This window comes from Pseudomonas migulae, from assembly GCF_043225285.1.
In the GTDB taxonomy this organism is placed as follows: Bacteria; Pseudomonadota; Gammaproteobacteria; order Pseudomonadales; family Pseudomonadaceae; genus Aquipseudomonas; species Aquipseudomonas migulae_C.
In genome coordinates this window covers 5,465,647-5,483,290 of sequence record NZ_CP171224.1, presented here as the reverse complement: position 1 = coordinate 5,483,290, position 17,644 = coordinate 5,465,647, and the positions used below count along the sequence as shown (strand labels likewise).

The window sequence follows — 17,644 nt, the reverse complement described above, 5'->3', positions numbered from 1 at the left end:
TCGTGACTGGAGAACCCCATGACCAGCAAAAGCAAAACCCTGCCCCTCGATTTGCCAGCGCCGCGTCGCGCCACGCTGTCCTTCAGCAACGCCTGGCGCCTGCGCCTCAAGGGACTGGCCCTGCCGGTGCTGATTCTTCTGGTGCTGGAATGTGTCGTACGCATTGGCTGGCTACCTTCCTACCAGATGCCGGCCCCCAGCGAAATCGCCCTGACCCTGCGCGACCTCGCCGAGGGTGCGCTGTGGAAACACATCAGCGCCAGCCTGCTGCGGGTGCTGATCGGCTTCGCCATTGGCGCCAGCCTTGCGCTGGTGTTTGCCGCGTGGGTCGGTTTGAGCCGCGAAGCCGAGGCCTGGCTGGAACCGACGTTCGCTGGCCTGCGCTCGATCCCGAGCCTGGCCTGGGTGCCGTTGTTGCTGCTGTGGCTGGGCATCGACGAAACCTCGAAAATCGTCCTGATTGCCATCGGCGCATTCTTCCCGGTGTACCTCAACGGCGTCGCCGCGATCCGTGACATTGACCGCAAACTGGTGGAAGTCGGGCAGATGTATGGCTTCAGTCGCCTGCGTCTGGTCCGACGCATTCTGCTGCCCGCCGCCCTGCCCGGCCTGTTCACCGGACTGCGCAGCGGCATGAGCCTGGCGTGGATGTTTCTGGTGGCCGCCGAGCTGATCGCCGCGACCAAAGGGTTGGGTTATCTGCTCAGTGACGGTCGCGAAACGTCACGCCCGGACATCGTGCTGGCGGCAATCATCGTGTTGGCGCTGCTGGGCAAACTCAGCGACGGCATCCTCGCGGGCCTGGAGAAACGTTTCCTCGCCTGGCGCGACACTTTCAACGGCCAACGTGCAGAGGATTGAGCCATGACCGATCACTTGCTGGACATTCGCGTCGAGCGCAAGACCTTCGCCACGACTACCGTGCTGCAGAATATCCACCTGCAATTAAAACCTCGGGAAACCGTCAGCCTGCTGGGCCCCAGCGGTTGCGGTAAAAGCACCCTGCTGCGGATCGTTGCCGGACTGGAAAAGGACTTTCAGGGAGAACTCGCTAGCAGCGCCGGGAAAGTCGCATTCGTGTTCCAGGAGCCACGATTGATGCCGTGGCTGACGGTCGAGCAAAACATCGGTTTCAGCGCCGACCGCGATTATGACAAGGCCTGGGTCACGCAACTTATAGATGAAGTCGGCCTGACGGGTTTTGCCCAGGCGTTGCCCAAGGCGCTGTCCGGCGGCATGGCCCAACGGGTCGCGATTGCCCGGGGGCTTTATTCGCGACCCGACGTGCTGCTGCTCGACGAGCCCTTCAGCGCCGTGGACGCCTTCACCCGGATGAAGTTGCAGGACCTGCTGCTGCAACTGGCCGAACGTCACGCCATCGCCCTGTTGCTGGTGACCCACGACGTCGATGAAGCGCTGTACCTCAGCGACCGGGTGCTGGTCATGGACAATCGCCCCAGCAGCATCCGCCAGGAACTGGCCGTGCAACTGGCGCATCCCCGCGACCGGCGCGATCCACTGCTCGCGCAACTGAAGGCGTTGTCATTGACCGAGTTGCAACGGGCGCATGTGATCTGACGGCTCCTACAGTTCTCCGGGCATCTAAGCTGATATCTCCAGCCCGGAGGATTTGGTCGATGTGCGGACGCCTGTCGCAATACCGCGGTATCCACGATTTTGTCGCGGTGCTGAGCATTCCCGATGCGCTGATCAACCACGTCGGCGAAGCGCCGCTGGCCCGCTACAACGCGGCTCCTACGAATCAATTGGCGTTGTTTCATCTGGAAAACGACGGCCTCAGGGCCGACAAGGTGCGCTGGGGCTGGCGGCCGCACTGGGCGAAGGATCGTGCGGCGCCGATCAACGCGCGGATCGAAAAGGTTGCCCACGGTCCGTTCTTCCGCGCTATCTGGCCGCACCGGGCAATCGTACCCATCGACAACTGGTTCGAATGGGTCGATGCGGGAGACTCGAACCGGCAGCCCTGGCTCATCCGCCGGCAGGACCGCGCGCCGATTTTCTGCGCCGCGATTGGCCGCTTTCCTACAGGCAGCGAAGAACCGCGAGACGACGACGGTTTCGTGATCATCACCGCCGACAGCGCCGGTGGCATGCTCGACATTCATGACCGCCGGCCGGTTGTGCTGTCACCGGAACTGGCGAGGGAATGGCTCGACCCCGCCACACCTCGGGAGCGCGCCGAACAGATGGCCTTGTTACAAGGCGAAGGCAGCGATGTTTTCGAGTGGTACAAGGTGGACAAAGCGGTCGGCAACGTGAAAAACCAGGGCGCCGCGCTTATTGATAAATCACCTTGAAAGTATCAATAACGGTACAAAGGCAGTCGTAATTAACACAACTATAAACAAGCGTTTGATTAAAACGTTACAGAGACTGTTTCATCGAAGAAACACTTAGTGCGATGCGCTGATTAGACCGCTTAACCGCTGGTCTGACATCCGTATCGACTTACATACATTTAGAATCACTGCGAATAACATGCGCGCCGCATTTCCATTGGCACCGCCAAGTTGACCAAAGAGTCAATAACAAAGGAAATCCCACTACAACAAGCCTTGCAGAGAACTAAATGCGCGACGATTTTGCAATCAATCAAGTCGTTGGTCTGGAGTGCGTTTATCTTTCGAAGACAGAACACTATCGACTCAACTGTTTTATCGAGCAGTACCTGAAAACCCGTAACCTGCAGTCCGTTCCAGGCATCGACGGCGTCCTGCGTTCAACCCTCGAAGACTACCCGGGCAGAGCTCCGGTCATGGTCAACGAACTGAATGCCTGGATCGACAAGACCCTGGGCTATCGGGCCTCACATCCCGACGAATTGCAGCTGGACGACGCTTGAAACGACGCCCGGGTCGACGTTTGGCAAAAGAACTGAACGAACCCGGCGTCGCAACACTCTGAACCGTAGAGGCTCGCTGAGCCTCCTCCTTTTTCAGCAGTCTTATTTCTGCATGACGCTTTCACCGCAGATCTCTCTGAATTTTCGATTCGACGACTAAGCCACTGACCTGGCTGGCTTCACGAGAGATATATGACTGAGCTCGTTCCCTATGCCGTGCATTACGTATTCGACGGTGTGCGCAAACACTTTTTCAAATTGGCCCTGCACTTTTCGGATGTCGAGGCGATCCATTCGGCGTCGGCGCATGCCTACCCGAAATCCTCCCGAATGATCGGCGTGCACGTCACCCTGGAAGCGGCGCGCCTCGCCGCTCAGCGATTGGGCATTACCCAGGTTCGCTGGAACATATCGATCTGATACGACGGCGGAAGCTACGCCCACCTGTAGGAGCGAGCCTGCTCGCGAAGGACTGCAACGATTACGTGCACTGCCTGGATGAACGCGTTGCCCATACGTTTATCGCGAGCAGGCTCGCTCCCACCCAGGCTCGCTCCTACAGGGGATCGGCGCTGGCTAGAACTTTCTATCAGGCTCCGACAGTTCTTTCCCATCGTCAGGATGCTTCCAGTCCGGCGTCGAACGCTTCTGCCGCTCGATCTCTTCTTCCGTCGGCTCATCCATGTCTTCGTCTTCCGGATCCGGACGTTTTTGTTCAGTTGCCATGTTCACCTCTCTTCCTAAGGGATCACTCATCAACTTTAAGCGTAGAACAGTTCCGCGTGCCCGGCTCACAGCCACCAGCGCAGCAAAAAGAAAAACCCCATGCTCAACAGCATGCTGAGCAAGGTGTTGCGGGTGTAGAGCACCAACCCCACCGCCACCAGCGAACTGATCAGGTACGGGTTGTCCCATTGCAGGTTCAGCTGCTTGTCCGGCATGAACACAATCGGGCCGCAAATCGCGGTCAGCATGCCCGGCACGGCAAAACCAAGAAACTGCCGGGCGTTACTGCTCAGGCGCACCGGCAGGCGCGGTTCGAGGAACACGTAGCGATTGAGGAACACCAGAATCCCCATGCCGATAATCACTGCCCAGACCATCATGTGCGCCCACCGTAGAATTTGTTGCAGACAAAGCCCGCGGTCATGCCCGCCAATCCCGAGAGCACCAGCGCCGAGCCCCATTGCCAATAGCTGAACAGCACCGAACAGAACAGCGACACCGCCACGCAAACCACCGTCGGCACGTTGCGCACCACCGGGGTAATCAGGGCGATGAAGGTCGCGGCGATGGAGAAATCCAGGCCCAGGTGTTCCAGCCCCGGAATGCTGCTGCCGAGCACAATGCCGGCGAGGGTGAACAGGTTCCAGGCGATGTAGAACGTCAGGCCGACACCCAGCGCGTACCAGCGGTTGAACTGCTGCTTGTCATGCTGGCTGGTCAGGGCGAACAGCTCGTCAGTGAGCAAGAAGCCCAACCCCACACGCCAGCGCCCCGGCAGCGGCGAGATCACCGAACGCATGCTCATCCCGTAAAGCAAATGCTGGGAGGTCAGCAGCAAGGTGGTCAGCAGGATCGAAAAGATCCCGGCACCGCCCTTGAGCATGCCGATGGCCACCAGCTGCGCCGCGCCGGCGAACACGATGCTCGACAAGCCCTGCCCTTGCAGCGGCGTAAGATTGGCTTCGATGGCCATGGAACCGGCCAGCAGGCCCCACGGCGCGGTGGCCAGGGACAACGGCATGATCGCCGCGGCACCGCGAAGAAAGGCGCTGCGCGGCAGAAGTGAATTGGACATAACGCTCTACAACCTGGGAAAGACCTCAGACTGTGCCAGCAGTCAGCGCCGATGGCTTGAACAATCTTGCGCACTTGTGCCGCTCATCGGCTGCCCGCTTGCTTCGCCACAATAGTAGCAACATGATGGCGCAGCATTTCCCATCGAGACCAGGCCCGTCATGAGTGCAATCGAGACCGACAGCGACGTCTACAAAACCCTGCTTGAATCGACCCGGGCGATTCCCTGGCGAATCGACTGGAAGAGCATGACCTTCAGCTACATCGGCCCGCAGATCGAAAGCCTGCTGGGCTGGAAGCAGGACAGTTGGGTATCGGTCAACGATTGGGTCGAACGCATGCACCCGGACGATCGCGACTACGTCGTGGATTTCTGCGTCTCGCAATCCCGCGCGGGCGTGGACCACGAGGCGGATTATCGCGCTTTGACCCACACCGGCGAGTACGTGTGGATCCGCGACGTGGTGCATGTGGTGCGCAAGGACGGTGACGTCGAGGCGCTGGTGGGTTTCATGTTCGACATCAGCGAGCGCAAGAAAACCGAAGAGCACCTGCAGCGCCTGCAGAAGCAACTCGAGGAATATTCCTTCCAGGACGGCCTGACGGGCATCGCCAACCGACGCATGTTCGACACCGTGCTCGAGCGCGAATGGGGCAACGCCCAGCGCACCGGGTTGCCGATGTCGCTGATCATCCTGGATATCGATTACTTCAAGCAGTACAACGACCATTACGGGCACATCAAGGGCGACGAATGCTTGCGCCAGGTGGCGCAGACGCTGTCACTGGCGGCCAACCGGCCGCGGGATTTCATTGCGCGGATGGGGGGTGAGGAGTTCGTCTGGCTATTGCCCGAAACCGACAGTGAATCGGCAAGGCTGGTGGCGAACAAATGCCTGCACCTGATTCGCCAGCAGCAAATCACCCATGAAACCTCTGCCGTCTCTACGCTGCTGAGCCTGAGCCTGGGTGTCGCCACCACCGTCGCCTCGTCGACAGACACCGCACTGGCGTTTATCGAACGCGCCGACAGGCTGCTTTATCAAGCCAAGCGCAATGGCCGGATGCGAGCGGAGTTTGCCGAGCACGGGTAACATGAAGCGGTTCGCATCACGTGTCAGGGAGCCGACATGCTTTACCGAATCGCCGCCGACGGGCTGGTCTTGTTTCACCTGCTGTTCATTCTGTTCGTTTTGTTCGGCGGGTTGCTGGTGCTCAAATGGCACCGTTTGATCTGGTGGCACCTGCCGGCCGCCGCGTGGGGCGTCGCTGTGGAAGTCTTCCACCTGACCTGCCCGCTGACGGAGTGGGAAAACCGCATGCGCCATGCCGCCGGGCAAACCGGTTATGGCGGCGGTTTCATCGAGCATTACGTGTGGCCGGTGATTTACCCGGCCGGACTGACCCCGACCATTCAGCTGGCGTTGGGCAGCGTGGTGCTGGTGATCAATGTGCTGGTCTATCTGCGCTTGATCAGGCGACGCAAGTTACACCCGACGAATCCACCACCCACCCTGTAGGAGCCGGCTTGCCGGCGATGGCGGCCTTACATTCAACGCAATATTCAAGGGCCAATCGCCAGCAAGCTGGCTCCTACAGGGGGTTGTGTTCACCCGGGATCTTCAGGCAACCCCGATTGTGTAGGAGCCGGCTTGCTGGCGATGACGGCCTGACATTCAACGCAATATTCAAGGGCCAATCGCCGGCAAGCCGGCTCCTACAGGTTTTGCGGCGTTGCGATATACCTGTCCCGCCCGTTCGAGGATTCAACATGCTGTCGATGGAAGACCTGACGTTGCTGGAAGCCATCCGCGAAACCGGCAGCCTGTCGCGGGCGGCGGCGCATCTTGGCAAGGCGCCGTCGACCGTGTCCTATGCGGCGCGGCAGCTGGAGGAGCGATTCGATGCGCTGCTCTTCGATCGGCGTCGCCACCGCTTGCAACTCACCCCCGCCGGGGAGCTGCTGGTGAACGAGGCATCGCGGCTGATGCAAGACGTCTCGCGCCTGACCCAACGGGTGCAGCAAGTGGCCAACGGCTGGGAGAGTCGGCTGTGGATCGTCACCGACGAACTGCTGGAATTCGAAGCCTTGATCCCGGTGATCCACGAGTTCGACGCGCTGCAATCCGGCGTCCCGCTGCGCATCACCCAGGAAGTCCTGAAAGGCGTGTGGGAAGCCCTGCGCGAAGGCCGGGCGGACCTGATCATCGGCGCGACCAACGAGCCGCCGGCCATTCCTTCCCTGCGCTGGATGCAACTGGGGGAAATGGAATGGGTGTTTGCGGTCTCGCCGAAGCATCCGCTGGCCAAAGTCAAAGAACCGATATCACGGGCAACCGTGACCCAGCACCGGGCGATTGTGGTGGCCGACTCATCGAGAGTCACCGAAGGCAGCACCTACGGTGTCTCCGGCGGACAAGCGGTGCTCGCAGTGCCGACCATGCGCGCCAAAATCCTCGCGCAGTGTGATGGCCTGGGCGTGGGCTGGCTGCCCCGGCATCGGGTTGGCTCGCTACTGAAAAACGGCACGCTGGTCGAGAAACAGATGGCCGACCCGCGGGAGCCGAACATCCTGTACGTCGGCTGGCGGGGCGACCACGACGGTCGCGCCCTCGGCTGGTGGCTGGAGAAGCTCAAGCAATCGTACCTGGCCACCCAACTGGTCCAGGGCAGTGACCGGTTCGTCTGAACCGGCGCGGTCAGTTGGCAATGACGCTCATGTTCCGACCGCTGGCCTTGGCCACGTACAGCGCCTTGTCCGCCGCGCTGACCAGATCATCGGGGCTGTCCTGTGAGGCGATGTTGTACGCGCAAACGCCCACGCTGACGGTCACCGCCCCCTCAACCCCCTCGCTGTGCCGGATATCGGCCTGCTGAACCGCACGGCGGATATTTTCCGCGACCAGAAATGCCCCCACATAATCGGTGCCGGGCAGCACCACGGTGAACTCCTCACCACCGTAGCGGGCAGCCAGGTCGCCGGGACGCTTGATGTTGTCGTGGATGATCGCGCTGATCTTGCGCAAGCACACGTCGCCCGCCACATGGCCATAAAGGTCGTTGAAACGCTTGAAGTGATCGACATCGATCATCAGCAGCGCAAGATGAGTCTGGGTACGCCGGGCACGGCCCATTTCCGCGAGGATGAACAGGTCGAACTGACGCCGGTTGGAAAGCCCGGTCAGCGCATCCTCCAGCGCCAGCAACTCAAGGCCGCGGTTGACCTCGATGAGCTTGTCCTGAGCGTCTAGCAACACCGTCTGAATCTGATTCTGCTGGCGCATCAGGCGGATCAGGCGATACCCGAGCACCCCCAGAAACGCCAGCAGCAAGGCGACGATACCGGCACTCAACGCCGACTCCTGCCGCCAGCCCGACAGGACTTCATCCTTGTTCAGGGCGGCAAAGATGATCAGCGGATAACCGTCGACCCGACGAAAACCGACCACCCGTTCAACCCCGTCCATCACTGACTTGACCGTGGCCGTGCCCGAGTCGCCTTTGGGCAGCAACTGGGAGAACAGCGGGCCATTGGCAATGCTGGTGCCGATTTCAGCGTCCTTGAACGGTCGGCGCACGACGATGGTGGCATCGTCGGCAATCAGGTTGATCACGCCGTTGTTGCCCATGTCGATGCTGTCGTACAGGGACAGGAAATGGTTGAGGTAAATCGTCGCCAGCGCCACCCCGGCAAAACTGCCGTCCGGATGATTGACCCGCCGCGACACGGTCATGATCCACTCGCCGCTCGAACGGCTCTTGATCGACGGACCGATGTGCGGCCCGCGGTCGGGATGATCGCGATGAAAGATGAAATATTCGCGGTCGGCGTTGTTGGCGTTGGGCACGTCGGCGCCATTGGAATTGGCGACCCACTGCCCGTGCTCGTCATACACGAACAAGCCATGCAATTGCTTGAGTTCACCGCGCTGGGTGGCGAGCAGACGCTGCAATCGTGGCAGGCGTTCCTGCGCGACACCGTCGTTTTCGAGACGGTCGACCAGGGTCAGCAGCAGCGTATCGGCCTGCTTGATCGACGCCTGCGCCTGCGAAGCCAGGGTCTGCGCAAGGTTGGACATCGCCACTTCCTTGTCATGCAGATGGTACTGGCGCGAGTTCCAGGCCTCCCCGGCCACGATGGCCGTCATGGACAGGCACACCGCAACGAGCAGCGACACGACATGGCGCACCTTGAGCTTCGCCACGGGATGCTCCGCGGTAAAGGACGCGGCGTGCCGGGATGTCTCGATGCGATCTTTGATGGACGGGTGTCCCATGAGGTTCCCTTATTGTTCTTGGGTGGCGATTGATCCCGATCGCCTTTGAGTAACGGTTACTGCGCTGTGTGCTTCACCGCCTCAAGCCAGGCGGGATTCAATTGCGTCTGTTCGGTTTCGATGCCCAACGCTTCCATTCGTTCTTTATGCGCCTCCATTTCCCGAATCAATTGCCCGTGATCACTGGAGTTACCGTCCAGTTGGTGCATCTGGCTCAACCCCAGATGATAGAAGCGCAGCAGCTTCATGGCGCCCGGATCCTCTTTTTCCACCGCCGCCGTCACCTGATGCATGACGTTGGTGATGCTCATCAGGCTGCGCTTGAGCTGCCAGCCGTAGACGGCGGAGGCCATCCAGGCCTGGTTCCAGAACGTGCCGCGCATCAGTGCCGCCATCAACAGCACCGCGACAAACACGCCCCCGACGTTGAAGCGTAGATTGTCCCCACCGGGCTCGCCGAACATCGCCACCGCCGCCGTCGACAAGACCATCGCCAGGGCCAGGAAAATCAGGGCAATGATGATCGTGCTGCGGCGCGTCTGGCTTCGATAAAGCTCGGGGTTCTGCGGCTGGATTTCGAACATCGCGACGGGTTTCCTCGGGGCATGGGCAAAAAGACTGCGGGGCATTATCGCCTCTGGGGAGGATTTAGCTATGCTGGGGCTCCTTTTCATCTTTTCATCGTCAAAGGGGAACGTGGCGAGACAGCGCAGTTCGTGCCATCTTCTTTCGTGGATACATACTATTCGGATGTCATGCGTCCTCGGCGGGTGACATCGTTTTAAGGATCATTGAATGTCCCAACGTCAAGTAATCAACGCCTCGGTCAGCCCGAAAGGCAGCCTGGAAACTCTCTCTCAACGTGAAGTGCAACAACTGAGCGAAGCCGGATCCGGCAGCACCTACACCCTCTTCCGCCAGTGCGCCCTGGCCATCCTCAACACCGGCGCCCATGTCGATAACGCCAAGACCATTCTCGAAGCCTACAAGGACTTCGAAATCCGCATCCACCAGCAGGACCGCGGCGTGCGCCTGGAGCTGTTGAACGCCCCGGCCGACGCCTTCGTCGACGGCGAAATGATCGCCAGCACCCGGGAAATGCTGTTCAGCGCCCTGCGCGACATCGTCTACACCGAAAACGAACTCGACAGCCAGCGCATCGACCTGAGCAATTCCCAGGGCATCAGCGACTACGTGTTCCACCTGCTGCGCAACGCCCGCACCCTGCGCCCCGGCGTCGAGCCGAAGATCGTGGTCTGCTGGGGCGGCCATTCGATCAACACTGAAGAATACAAATACACCAAGAAAGTCGGCCACGAACTGGGCCTGCGCAGCCTCGACATCTGCACCGGCTGCGGCCCCGGCGTGATGAAAGGCCCGATGAAAGGCGCGACCATTGCCCACGCCAAACAGCGCATCCACGGCGGTCGTTACCTCGGCCTGACCGAACCCGGCATCATCGCCGCCGAAGCGCCGAACCCGATCGTCAACGAGCTGGTCATCCTGCCGGACATCGAGAAACGCCTGGAAGCCTTCGTCCGCGTCGGCCACGGCATCATCATTTTCCCCGGCGGCGCGGGCACGGCCGAAGAGTTCCTGTACCTGCTCGGCATCCTGATGCACCCGGACAACAAGGGCCTGCCCTTCCCCGTCATTCTCACCGGGCCGAAGCATGCCGCGCCCTACCTCGAGCAACTGGACGCGTTCGTCGGCGCCACTTTGGGTGATGAGGCGAAGCAACATTACGAGATCATCATCGACGACCCGGCACAGGTCGCGCGGCAGATGACAGCCGGTCTAAAGGCGGTGAAACAGTTCCGCCGCGAGCGCAACGATGCGTTCCATTTCAACTGGCTGCTGAAGATCGACGAAGGTTTCCAGCGTCCGTTCGATCCGACCCACGAAAACATGGCCAACCTGCAACTGAGCCGCAGCCTGCCGGCCCACGAACTGGCGGCCAACCTGCGTCGGGCGTTCTCCGGCATCGTCGCCGGCAACGTCAAGGACAAGGGCATCCGCCTGATCGAAGAACACGGGCCATACCAGATCCGTGGCGATGCGGCGGTGATGCAGCCACTGGATCAACTGCTCAAGGCGTTCGTTGCCCAACACCGGATGAAATTGCCGGGCGGCGCGGCGTATGTGCCGTGCTACCGCGTGGTGGCCTGACCCCCAATCTGTAGGAGCCGGCTTGTCGGCGATTCGTCCTGAAGTCGTGCATTGAACTCTCGGACGCCATCGCCAGCAAGCCGGCTCCTACAGGGATATGGGGCGTTTGAAGGTCTAAGACTGCCGCAATATGTGTAGGAGCCAGCTTGCTGGCGATTCGTCCTTGAGTCATGCATTGATCTCTCGGACGCTATCGCCGGCAAGCCGGCTCCTACATGGTTATGGTGCGTTTGGAGGACCCGCGGTGGTGCATGGGCGATCCCGCTCGACAATGCGCAACAAGCGAATAACAAGAGGGTTGAGCAATGGAACACGTGAACCACATCCTGATCGTCGACGATGACCGCGAGATCCGCGAGCTGGTCGGCAATTACCTGAAGAAAAACGGCTTGCGCACCACCGTGGTTGCCGATGGCCGGCAGATGCGCAGCTTTCTGGAAGCCAACACCGTCGACCTGATCGTGCTGGACATCATGATGCCCGGCGATGACGGCCTGTTGCTGTGCCGCGAATTGCGCTCGGGCAAGCACAAAGCCACGCCGATCCTCATGCTCACCGCCCGCAACGACGAAACCGACCGCATCCTCGGCCTGGAAATGGGGGCCGACGACTACCTGACCAAACCTTTCGCCGCCCGCGAACTGCTGGCACGCATCAACGCCGTGCTGCGGCGTACACGGATGCTGCCGCCGAATTTGCTGATCACCGAAAGCGGCCGTTTGCTGGCGTTCGGTCGCTGGCGCCTGGACACCACCGCCCGCCATCTGCTCGACGAGGACGGCACCATGGTCGCCCTTAGCGGCGCCGAATACCGACTGTTGCGCGTGTTCCTCGATCACCCTCAACGGGTGCTCAGCCGTGACCAGTTGCTCAACCTCACCCAGGGCCGCGACGCCGACCTGTTCGACCGCTCCATCGACTTGCTGGTCAGCCGCCTGCGCCAGCGTCTGATGGACGACTCCCGGGATTCGACTTACATCAAGACCGTGCGCAGCGAGGGCTATGTGTTCTCTTACCCGGTGGAGATGCTGGACGCGAATTCATAGATGCTCCCGGGAAGAACTATTTTTTCTCCTGTGGGTAATCAGCAGCGCTGACGGGTGGACCGTACGCTGTGCTGACGTAGGATCAACGTTCTCGATAACGACTATGCCTCAGGGTGTTTTCTCATCGTGAAGCTCCGGCACTAGAGTGGACCCATCTTCTCCCCACTCTTCTGGAGCAACATCATGAAAAGCATCATCGGTCTTGGTTTCGCCCTTTCGGTTCTTGGCGCTACATCGGCCATCGCTGCGCCTCACGCTACTTTGCCTGTGGTCGCTGCAGCGAAGGTCAGCCAGCCGGCTACCCTGAATGTGAACACTGTGGGTGTTGATCAAAAAGACACCCAGGCGAGCAAGCTCTACGTCGCTGATAACCGTCCTGAGTTTGGTTCGAAATATCAGCGTTATTGATTTGCCGGATTGTGTGGCTGTGTACGGGGAACCCCGGGAAGACTTGGTCTTTCCGGGGTTTCTTTGTTTGGGGGCATATCCGTTATTTAGGTGATGGCAGCTGGCGGTTTCGCCCTTACGGCGAGTTATTTGGAGAAACGGAACGCCGCCCGGCGCCAAGTAACCAAACGCTTTTGCCCCTTTCGTTCGGTGCCTCGCTCCGGTCCTGCTCCGTGGGCCTCTCGAGGGGGCGTGCACCGCAAGATCAAAAGCGAAAGGCGAGCTAACGCTCGGCCTGATGAGTGGTGAAGGTCAAAAGCGTACGCGATTCTCTGTAGGAGCCGGCTTGCTGGCGAAAAATGCCCAGCCACCGCGCTTATCCAGACAACCTGTGTCATCGTTAACGTCCATCGCCAGCAAGCTGGCTCCTACAGTTTTGACCGTGTGAACCCAATCCCTGTAGGAGCGAGCCTGCTCGCGAAAAACGCCCGGACAACGCGTTCATCCAGACCGCCCACGTCATCGTTGACGTCCATCGCCAGCAAGCCGGCTCCTACAATTTTGGCCGTGTGAACCCAATCCCTGTAGGAGCGAGCCTGCTCGCGAAAAACGCCCGGACAACGCGTTCATCCAGACCGCCCACGTCATCGTTGACGTCCATCGCCAGCAAGCCGGCTCCTACAATTTTGACCGTGTGAACCCAATCCCTGTAGGAGCGAGCCTGCTCGCGAAAAACGCCCGGACAACGCGTTCATCCAGACCGCCCACGTCATCGTTGACGTCCATCGCCAGCAAGCCGGCTCCTACAATTTTGGCCGTGTGAACCCAATCCCTGTAGGAGCGAGCCTGCTCGCGAAAAACGCCGGGACACCGCGTTTATCCAGACAGCCCGCGTCATCGTTAACGTCCATCGCCAGCAAGCCGGCTCCTACATTTTGACCGTGTGAACCCAATCCCTGTAGGAGCGAGCCTGCTCGCGAAAAACGCCCGGACACCGCGCTCATCCAGACAACCCGCGTCATCGTTAACGTCCATCGCCAGCAAGCTGGCTCCTACAATTTCAAAACGTGTGAACCCAATCCCCTGTAGGAGCGAGCCTGCTCGCGAAAAACGCCCGGACACCGCGCTCATCCAGACAACCCGCGTCATCGTTAACGTCCATCGCCAGCAAGCCGGCTCCTACAGGGGATTGGTGTACAGATCCGGAATGAGTGAACACGGACACCAAAGAGCCAGGTCGGCTTTAAGGCCGCCTCGGCGGCTGGTGGCGGTGGTCGCCCCCTCGAGAGGCCGAGTGGAGGTTCTGCGCAGTGGGCAACCCGGCATGGATGCCGGGTTAGCCGCGCACGGCCAGGGATGGCCGATCGCGGCGGGCCCACGGAGCAGGACCGGAGCGAGGCACCGAACGAAAGGGGCAAAAGCGCTTGGTTACTTGCCGCCGGGCGGCGTTCCGTGTTTGCAAGTAACTCGCCGTAAGGGCGAAACCAATAGTCGCCATCACCGAAAAAACGGATATGCCCCCCATCAAAATCAAACCCCAACCAAGCGCAAAGCCAAGGCCTTGGCCTGACTGGCCACATCCGTCACCGCCGTACTCTCCCACCACATCCCCCGCAACGGCGGCCCCATGGCAAACAACCTGTCAGCCACCTGCCCATCGCCCCCCAACACCGCGCCATCCCCAGCCGCCGCAATCCCCAACGCCAACGGCCCCGGCCGCACCAACCCGCGAGCCAGCAACTGCTGCGGTAACGGTCGCGCCACGCGCCGCCAGTCATATTCGATGCCACTGGAATTGATCAACGCCGCACCACTGACCACCACCGTGTCAGCCTCCCCCCGCCGACGAATGCGAATACTGACACCGCCCGAAACAGACGCCAGCCCCTTGAACGAAGCCGCCTGAATCCGCAACCGCCCTTCCCCGTGCAACCGCGCCACCAACTCGGCGCTCAACGGCGGCGAACGATGGTGATGGCTTTCCCACCACGGCCGCACATGCCGCACAAACTGCCGACGCTGCACGTCTGTCGCCTGACTCCACAACCGTCCGATATGCGCTCGCACCGTGTCCAGCGGGGCCTGCCAGTCGATGCCTTGCGCAATGGCCTCCCGACAATGCCGACGCAGTTCGCGCACCAGCTGTCGCGGCGTACGAATGCCGTGATCCTCGGCGAGAAAATCCGCCCAGGCCGGCGGCTGCCGACGGACATGCGGCAACAGCCCGTGACGGGAAAAGACCTCGATCGGCCCGCGATGCCCGGCCTGTTCCAGCGACACCACGGCATCGACCATGGTCAGCCCGGAACCGATGATCAACACCGTCGATTGCGGATCGAGCTGACGCATAGCCGCGACATCCCACGGATCCAGCGCCGCTGCGTTCAAGCCGCTGGACTCGGTCTGTGGCGTGCGCGCCGCCGGGAACATCCCGGTCGCCAGCACCGCATAAGCGCCCTGCAACCGCTGCCCGTCACTCAAGCTCAAGCGCACCGAATCACCCAGGGTTTCCAGGTCTGTCACTTCGGCCCGCACATGCTCGACCGTCGAGCCATTCAACGCACCAATCGCCTGCGCCTCAGCCAGACGCTGCTGCACGTACAAACCGAAAATTCCCCGTGGCGGAAACAGTTCGCTGACCGGCACATGCTGTTCATCGGACTCTGGCCAGCCACCGGCGGCGATGTAGTCGGTCAGCCACTGGGTCAGGTCGTCGGCGTTGTCCGGGTCGACGCTCATGCGCGCCGCGTTACCGTTCAACGTATGGCCCAGCTCGACCGCGCTGTAGGCCTCGCCCCGGCCAAGCTCCGCGCGCGGTTCGACCACCAGCAACGAGCGCTTGCCCGGCAAACGCAGCAACTGCACCGCCAGCATCGTGCCGCTGAGGCCACCGCCGACGATCAGGATGTCTGCTTCGCGGATGGCGTCGGTCGCCTGTCCGCCTTGGATTTCGCTCATGCCATTCTCACTGGTCAGTGTTTACCTAGATAAAAATCATGCAGATCGCCCCGCGCCAGCAACGTCTCGCTGCTGCCGGACAACACCACCCGGCCCGTGTCGAGGATGTAGGCCTGTGAGGCGTATTTGAGCGCCACATTAATGTTTTGCTCGGCAATCAGGAAGCTCACCTGCTCGTCGCGATTGAGCTGGGCGACGATCTCGAAAATCTCCTGGACGATGATAGGCGCCAAACCCATGGAAGGTTCATCAAGCAGTACCAAAGTAGGACGTGTCATCAACGCCCGGCCGATGGCGACCATCTGCTGCTCGCCACCGGACGTCAGCCCGGCCTGGGTCTTGCGCTTGGTTTTCAGGCGCGGGAACCAGGCGTAGATCCGCTCCAGATCGCGGGCCATGTCCTGGCGGCTCAAGCCGCGCACGAAACCGCCGCTGCGCAGGTTGTCCTCGACCGTCAGTTGCGGGAACACGTGCCGGCCTTCCAGCACATGCACCATGCCCTGGCGCACCCGCACACTGGGATCGACACCCGCCGTATCACGGCCAAGAAACTCGATACGGCCGCGACTGACCTCCGCCCGCTCGGCCCGCACCAGCCCGGAAATTGCCTTGAGCGTGGTGCTTTTGCCGGCACCGTTGGCCCCGAGCAGCGCAACGATGCCGCCCTTGGGCACCGTCAGCGACACCCCGGCCACGGCCAGGATCGCGCCGTCGTAGATCACCTCGATATCGTTGACTCGCAACAGGTCGTTGGCGGCAATGTCGCTGGCGGCTTGGCTCATGGCTTATTCGTCCCCGGTGCAGGTGCGTGGCGTCAGGCCTTTTTCCTTGGCGAACGCGGCGGATTTTTCATCGATCAACGGCCGCAACAAGGCACGGTCGGCGGCGATCCAGTCGCTGATCAGCGTCCAGTTGGCGCCGTCCCACTGCTGCACCCGCGCCGAACCGCCGCCCTCGTGATCCTTGCACGACAGTTTGAGATTCTGCATCAGGCCGAAGTAGCCCATGTCCTTGAGCCGCGCGTCGTCGATGTTCAGGTGTTCCAGGCCCCAACGGCCTTCTTCGCCGTTCAGCGGACGCTTGCCGAATTTGCCTTGTGCGGTGCGGATCGCTTCCACCATCACCGCGGCGTTCACCAGCCCGGAGTTGTAATAGACGCTGCCGAAATTCTTCAGGTCCTTGAGGTCGCTCTTGCCCTTGTCGAGGATGTATTGCTTGAGGCGTTTGTGGATCTCGAAATCAGCGCCCGCCGGGTAAGGCGTCAGCGCCAGATAACCTTTGGCTGCTGCGCCGGCCGGCAATACGTCTTCGCTGGAACTGGCCCAGATGTCGCCGACGATGTGGTCCACCGGGAAGCCGAAGCGTGCGGCGGTCTTCACCGCGACCGGCGTCGACACACCCCAGGTGCGCAGGAACACCCAGTCCGGATTGACCTGGCGAATCTGCCGCCACTGCGCCGACTGTTCGTTGCCCGGATCGGCGACGGGAATCTGGATGTTCTCGAAACCGTACTTCTCCGCCAACAGTTTCAGCGGGCCCAGGGTTTCCCGGCCATACGCGGAGTCGTGGTAGACCGTGGCGATTTTCTTGCCCTTGAGTTTGTCGAAACCGCCCTCGCGCTGGGCGATGTAATTGATCAGGCTCGACGCCTCGCTGTAGAAGGTCAGCATCACCGGGAAGTTGTAAGGGAACACCGTGCCGTCGGTGGCTTCGGTGCGCCCGTAGCCGAGGGTGATCAGCGGGATCTTGTCGACTTCCGCGCGCTCGCTCAGGGCATACGCCGCCGGTGCGCCGTTGGGCGAATAGATCGCCACCGGCGCGCCATCCAGACCTTTCTTGAAGCGCTCGTAGCACTCGATGCCCTTCTCCGCCGTCCACTCGGTTTCGCATTCCTGCCAGACCAGTTTGACGCCGTTGATCCCGCCCTCCACCTCGTTGATGTAGTTCAGGTAATCGAGCATGCCGGCCCAGACTTGCACGCCGCTGGAGGCGTAGGCGCCGACGCGGTAGGTTGCCAACGGGAAAAACTGCTGGTCCGCCGAGGCCTGGACCAGCGGCACCGCACTGCTGAAAACAGCCAGCGTCAACGCGGCGCCGACCAACGAACGTTTCAAGGATGCACGCATGTTGTCTCTCTAACTCTC

General features: G+C 61.1%; 19 protein-coding genes. 11 read left to right on the top strand and 8 right to left on the bottom strand.

The window, feature by feature from the left end; all coding sequences use genetic code 11:
• The first annotated feature begins 18 nt into the window (after positions 1 to 18).
• The 5 genes from ACF6ZU_RS25220 (at position 19) to ACF6ZU_RS25200 (ending at position 3,283) form a co-directional block, all read left to right on the top strand.
• Positions 19 to 861 carry an ABC transporter permease gene (locus ACF6ZU_RS25220; RefSeq protein ID WP_392888039.1) on the top strand — a complete coding sequence of 281 codons (843 nt, stop codon included), beginning with the start codon at positions 19 to 21 and terminating at the stop codon, positions 859 to 861.
• Between the two features lie 3 nt (positions 862 to 864).
• Positions 865 to 1,578, top strand: coding sequence for an ABC transporter ATP-binding protein (locus ACF6ZU_RS25215; protein WP_392888037.1), 714 nt, complete (start codon positions 865 to 867; stop codon positions 1,576 to 1,578).
• Between the two features lie 59 nt (positions 1,579 to 1,637).
• Positions 1,638 to 2,318: an SOS response-associated peptidase gene (locus tag ACF6ZU_RS25210; protein WP_392888035.1), complete on the top strand. Its 681-nt coding sequence runs from the start codon at positions 1,638 to 1,640 to the stop codon at positions 2,316 to 2,318.
• 272 nt (positions 2,319 to 2,590) lie between these two features.
• Positions 2,591 to 2,863, top strand: a complete 273-nt coding sequence (locus tag ACF6ZU_RS25205; protein WP_392888033.1) for a hypothetical protein — start codon at positions 2,591 to 2,593, stop codon at positions 2,861 to 2,863.
• A gap of 192 nt (positions 2,864 to 3,055) precedes the next feature.
• Positions 3,056 to 3,283, top strand: coding sequence for a DUF6555 family protein (locus ACF6ZU_RS25200; protein WP_392888032.1), 228 nt, complete (start codon positions 3,056 to 3,058; stop codon positions 3,281 to 3,283).
• A gap of 156 nt (positions 3,284 to 3,439) precedes the next feature.
• Here ACF6ZU_RS25200 and ACF6ZU_RS25195 read toward each other — a convergent pair whose 3' ends face one another.
• From ACF6ZU_RS25195 to ACF6ZU_RS25185, 3 genes are all read right to left on the bottom strand, one after another.
• Positions 3,440 to 3,589 (bottom strand): hypothetical protein, encoded by a 150-nt coding sequence (locus ACF6ZU_RS25195; protein WP_008043229.1) that lies wholly within the window; start codon positions 3,587 to 3,589, stop codon positions 3,440 to 3,442.
• A gap of 65 nt (positions 3,590 to 3,654) precedes the next feature.
• A complete protein-coding gene (locus ACF6ZU_RS25190; protein WP_392893923.1) occupies positions 3,655 to 3,966 on the bottom strand; it encodes an AzlD domain-containing protein in 312 nt (103 codons plus the stop codon).
• Entirely contained in the window at positions 3,966 to 4,664 is a 699-nt protein-coding gene (locus tag ACF6ZU_RS25185; protein WP_095056920.1) for an AzlC family ABC transporter permease, read from the bottom strand. The genes ACF6ZU_RS25190 and ACF6ZU_RS25185 overlap by 1 nt, the downstream gene beginning before the upstream one ends.
• Positions 4,665 to 4,824: 160 nt before the next feature.
• Here ACF6ZU_RS25185 and ACF6ZU_RS25180 point away from each other — a divergent pair, with 160 nt between their 5' ends.
• The 3 genes from ACF6ZU_RS25180 to ACF6ZU_RS25170 all read left to right on the top strand — a co-directional run bounded on the left by ACF6ZU_RS25180 (position 4,825) and on the right by ACF6ZU_RS25170 (position 7,352).
• The gene (locus ACF6ZU_RS25180; protein ID WP_392888030.1) at positions 4,825 to 5,757 is read left to right on the top strand and encodes a diguanylate cyclase domain-containing protein; all 933 of its coding nucleotides are present in this window, start codon (positions 4,825 to 4,827) and stop codon (positions 5,755 to 5,757) included.
• Positions 5,758 to 5,793: 36 nt separating this feature from the next.
• A complete protein-coding gene (locus tag ACF6ZU_RS25175) occupies positions 5,794 to 6,183 on the top strand; it encodes a DUF2784 domain-containing protein (RefSeq protein WP_392888029.1) in 390 nt (129 codons plus the stop codon).
• A gap of 251 nt (positions 6,184 to 6,434) precedes the next feature.
• Entirely contained in the window at positions 6,435 to 7,352 is a 918-nt protein-coding gene (locus ACF6ZU_RS25170; protein ID WP_392888027.1) for a LysR family transcriptional regulator, read from the top strand.
• Between the two features lie 10 nt (positions 7,353 to 7,362).
• On the opposite strand, the gene ACF6ZU_RS25165 is transcribed toward ACF6ZU_RS25170, so the two are convergent.
• Both ACF6ZU_RS25165 and ACF6ZU_RS25160 read right to left on the bottom strand, forming a co-directional pair.
• The gene (locus ACF6ZU_RS25165) at positions 7,363 to 8,940 is read right to left on the bottom strand and encodes a sensor domain-containing diguanylate cyclase (RefSeq protein WP_392888025.1); all 1,578 of its coding nucleotides are present in this window, start codon (positions 8,938 to 8,940) and stop codon (positions 7,363 to 7,365) included.
• A gap of 56 nt (positions 8,941 to 8,996) precedes the next feature.
• Entirely contained in the window at positions 8,997 to 9,524 is a 528-nt protein-coding gene (locus ACF6ZU_RS25160) for a DUF3087 family protein (RefSeq protein WP_392893921.1), read from the bottom strand.
• A gap of 211 nt (positions 9,525 to 9,735) precedes the next feature.
• Between ACF6ZU_RS25160 and ppnN the strand changes: the two genes are divergently transcribed.
• The 3 genes from ppnN to ACF6ZU_RS25145 all read left to right on the top strand — a co-directional run bounded on the left by ppnN (position 9,736) and on the right by ACF6ZU_RS25145 (position 12,563).
• Positions 9,736 to 11,109 (top strand): nucleotide 5'-monophosphate nucleosidase PpnN, encoded by a 1,374-nt coding sequence (ppnN, locus tag ACF6ZU_RS25155; RefSeq protein WP_392888024.1) that lies wholly within the window; start codon positions 9,736 to 9,738, stop codon positions 11,107 to 11,109.
• 305 nt (positions 11,110 to 11,414) lie between these two features.
• Positions 11,415 to 12,155, top strand: coding sequence for a response regulator (locus tag ACF6ZU_RS25150; RefSeq protein ID WP_392888022.1), 741 nt, complete (start codon positions 11,415 to 11,417; stop codon positions 12,153 to 12,155).
• Between the two features lie 183 nt (positions 12,156 to 12,338).
• Positions 12,339 to 12,563 carry a hypothetical protein gene (locus ACF6ZU_RS25145; RefSeq protein ID WP_392888020.1) on the top strand — a complete coding sequence of 75 codons (225 nt, stop codon included), beginning with the start codon at positions 12,339 to 12,341 and terminating at the stop codon, positions 12,561 to 12,563.
• 1,509 nt (positions 12,564 to 14,072) lie between these two features.
• Here ACF6ZU_RS25145 and ACF6ZU_RS25140 read toward each other — a convergent pair.
• Genes ACF6ZU_RS25140 through ACF6ZU_RS25130 form a run of 3 tightly spaced genes read right to left on the bottom strand, consistent with a single transcriptional unit; the run spans position 14,073 to position 17,626 of the window.
• Positions 14,073 to 15,500, bottom strand: a complete 1,428-nt coding sequence (locus ACF6ZU_RS25140) for an FAD/NAD(P)-binding protein (protein WP_392888018.1) — start codon at positions 15,498 to 15,500, stop codon at positions 14,073 to 14,075.
• Positions 15,501 to 15,514: 14 nt separating this feature from the next.
• Entirely contained in the window at positions 15,515 to 16,282 is a 768-nt protein-coding gene (locus ACF6ZU_RS25135) for an ABC transporter ATP-binding protein (protein WP_392888015.1), read from the bottom strand.
• A 3-nt stretch (positions 16,283 to 16,285) separates the two neighbouring features.
• The gene (locus ACF6ZU_RS25130; RefSeq protein WP_392888013.1) at positions 16,286 to 17,626 is read right to left on the bottom strand and encodes an ABC transporter substrate-binding protein; all 1,341 of its coding nucleotides are present in this window, start codon (positions 17,624 to 17,626) and stop codon (positions 16,286 to 16,288) included.
• Positions 17,627 to 17,644: the final 18 nt, after the last annotated feature.